The following is a 2,946-nucleotide window of genomic DNA, read 5'->3' on the forward strand; positions in this document are numbered from 1 at the left end:
GCAAGGAGCGGATCCCCGCCGAGGCGGCGGGCGGTCCGGGACGGCCGGGCTGATGCCGGTCCTGTCTCCCGCATGCAACGACGAATGAACGGAACCCCCGTCCGGGGACGGAAAGGATGACCATGATGGAACGCAGTTTATCAATGGAACTTGTACGGGTAACGGAGGCCGCCGCGCTCAATTCGGCGCGCTGGATGGGCCGGGGCCTGAAAAACGAAGCCGATGACGCGGCGACGACCGCGATGCGGACAGTGTTCGATACGATCCCGATGCAGGGTGTCGTCGTCATCGGCGAAGGTGAGATGGACGAGGCGCCAATGCTCTACATAGGCGAGGAACTCGGCACAGGCTCGGGCCCTGCCGTCGATGTCGCGGTCGATCCGCTCGAAGGCACGAACATCGTCGCGGCCGGCGGCTGGAACGCGCTCGCCGTCCTGGCCGTCGCAGACCGCGGCAACCTGCTCCATGCGCCTGACATGTATATGGAAAAACTCGCCGTCGGCCCCGAATCGGTCGGTCAGGTCGATATCGACGCGCCGGTCATCGACAACCTCCGCGCGGTCGCCAAGGCGAAGAACAAAGACATCGAGGACGTCGTCGCGACGATTCTCCACCGCGACCGGCACTCGAAGATCATCCATGAAATCCGCGAAGCCGGCGCGCGCATCAAGCTCATCAACGACGGGGACGTCGCCGGCGCGATCAATACCGCGTTCGACGAAACCGGCGTCGATATCCTGTTCGGCTCCGGTGGTGCGCCGGAGGGCGTCATCGCCGCGGTCGGCCTGAAATGCCTCGGCGGCGAGATCCAGGGCCGTCTCGTCCCGTCGAATGAAACGGAGATCGAGCGCTGCCGCAAAATGGGCATCGAAGTGAACACGGTGCTCCGGATGGAAGACCTCGTCCGCGGCGACGATGCGATCTTCGCGGCGACCGGCGTCACCGACGGGGAACTCCTTTCGGGCGTCCAGTTCAAAGGCTCCTACGGCTCGACCCACTCGCTCGTCATGCGCGCGAAGTCGGGCACGGTCCGGTTTGTCGAAGGGCGCCACAGCCTGAAGAAAAAACCGCGTTATGTAATGGAATACTGATCCACCCATGCCCGGCGTGCTGCGCCGGGCATCTCCTTCTTATTTGATTCCCCCCGAACCGGGACGTCCCGGACCCCAACCAACCGAAAGAGGTGACCGCCCGTGGCGGAACAGACGCTGGCCGGCCTTCAGGACATGACCTTGAAGGAACTGTACGGCCTCGCCCGGAAATTCAACATTTCCTATTACAGCAAACTGACGAAAAAGGAACTCGTCCTCGCCATACTCAAGTCGAGGGCCGAACAGGAAGGATACTCCTTCATGGAAGGGATCCTCGAAATCATCCCGACCGAAGGCTACGGCTTCCTGCGCCCGATCAACTTCTCCCCGAGCTCGGAAGACATCTACATCTCCGCTTCCCAGATCCGCCGGTTCGATCTCCGAAACGGCGACAGAGTGAGCGGGAAAGTCCGCCCGCCGAAAGAGAACGAGCGGTATTACGGCCTGCTCCAGGTGAACGCCGTGAACGGGGAAGACCCGGAAACCGCGAAAGAGCGCGTCCACTTCCCGGCGCTCACGCCGCTTTACCCCGACCGGCAGATCCGCCTCGAGACGGAGCCCGGCAAGCTGTCGACCCGGATCATGGACCTCGTCGCGCCGGTCGGCTTCGGCCAGCGCGGTCTCATCGTCGCACAGCCGAAAGCCGGGAAGACGCAGCTGTTAAAGGAAATTGCGAACGCCATCACCGAAAACCATCCGGAAGCCGAGCTCATCGTGCTGCTCATCGATGAGCGGCCGGAAGAAGTGACCGACATCGAGCGGTCCGTCAAGGCGGACGTCGCCAGCTCGACATTCGATGAAACGCCGGACAACCACGTCAAAGTGTCCGAACTTGTGCTCGAGCGGGCAATGCGCCTCGTCGAGCACAAGCGCGACGTCATCATCCTCATGGACTCGATCACCCGGCTCGCGCGCGCATACAACCTCGTCCTCCCGCCGAGCGGCCGCACGCTGTCCGGGGGGATCGACCCCGCGGCGCTCCACCGGCCGAAGCGGTTCTTCGGCGCAGCGCGGAATCTCGAGGAAGGCGGCAGCCTGACAATCCTCGCGACCGCACTCGTCGAAACCGGCTCCCGGATGGACGACGTCATCTACGAAGAGTTCAAAGGCACCGGCAACATGGAGCTCCACCTTGACCGCCATCTCGCGGAACGCCGCATCTTCCCGGCCATCGACATCCGCCGCTCCGGCACTCGGAAAGAGGAGCTCCTCATCCCGAAAGACCGCCTCGAGAAACTGTGGGCGATCCGCCGCACCTTCTCCGACAACCCGGACTTCGCCGAGCGCTTCCTGAAGAAACTCCGGAATACGAAGGACAACGAAGAATTCTTCGGCCGGCTCGACAAGGAAATGAAGGAAAAGCGGGGCGGGAAAGGGCTGCTGTAAGAGCCGCGTACCCGTCCGAACGGGTGAAATTAATTGATTGCACCGGAGCTCGGGCGGTGTTATAATGAGACATGTAAGGTTGCGATTATCTGACAGCATATACGGTTCGCCTGTATGACCGTGTAAGGCTGCAGTACCCATAATAAAAACTCTGTTCCGGATGGTTCAGGGCGAGAGGAGAAACAATTCATGAAAACTGCAATTCACCCGGACTACAAAACAGCAACGGTCACTTGCTCTTGCGGCAACACGTTCGAAACAGGTTCCGTAAAAGAAGACATCCGCGTTGAGGTCTGCTCCGCATGCCACCCGTTCTACACGGGCCGCCAGAAGTTCGCTGCAGCCGACGGCCGGATCGACCGCTTCAACAAAAAATACGGCCTCAAAGAAGAAGGCCGCGACGAAGAATAATTTCGTCAACCCTACCCGCCCGGACACCCCGTCCAGGCGGGTTTTTAATTGCACGGGA

3 protein-coding genes are annotated in these 2,946 nt (G+C 61.3%); all 3 read left to right on the forward strand.

The features are described 5' to 3' along the window. Nucleotides 1-125: 125 nt before the first annotated feature. The 3 genes from glpX to rpmE all read left to right on the forward strand — a co-directional run bounded on the left by glpX (nucleotide 126) and on the right by rpmE (nucleotide 2,888). Complete coding sequence (glpX, locus tag BN1189_RS09180) at nucleotides 126-1,091, forward strand: class II fructose-bisphosphatase (protein ID WP_040227613.1); 966 nt, start codon at nucleotides 126-128, stop codon at nucleotides 1,089-1,091. A gap of 102 nt (nucleotides 1,092-1,193) precedes the next feature. Then, nucleotides 1,194-2,477, forward strand: coding sequence for a transcription termination factor Rho (rho, locus tag BN1189_RS09185; protein WP_040227614.1), 1,284 nt, complete (start codon nucleotides 1,194-1,196; stop codon nucleotides 2,475-2,477). A gap of 189 nt (nucleotides 2,478-2,666) precedes the next feature. Further along, on the forward strand, nucleotides 2,667-2,888 hold the full coding sequence (gene rpmE, locus BN1189_RS09190; protein WP_040227616.1) for a 50S ribosomal protein L31: 222 nt from the start codon (nucleotides 2,667-2,669) through the stop codon (nucleotides 2,886-2,888). The last annotated feature ends 58 nt before the right edge of the window (nucleotides 2,889-2,946 follow it).

The organism is Bhargavaea cecembensis (genome assembly GCF_000826125.2).
GTDB classification, from domain to species: domain Bacteria; phylum Bacillota; class Bacilli; order Bacillales_A; family Planococcaceae; genus Bhargavaea; species Bhargavaea cecembensis_B.

What these genes read in the sequence shown, in the direction of transcription:
- rpmE (WP_040227616.1), top strand. Translation starts at nt 2,667, where the DNA reads ATGAAAACTGCAATTCACCCGGACTACAAAACAGCAACGGTCACTTGC.
- glpX (WP_040227613.1), top strand. Translation starts at nt 126, where the DNA reads ATGGAACGCAGTTTATCAATGGAACTTGTACGGGTAACGGAGGCCGCC.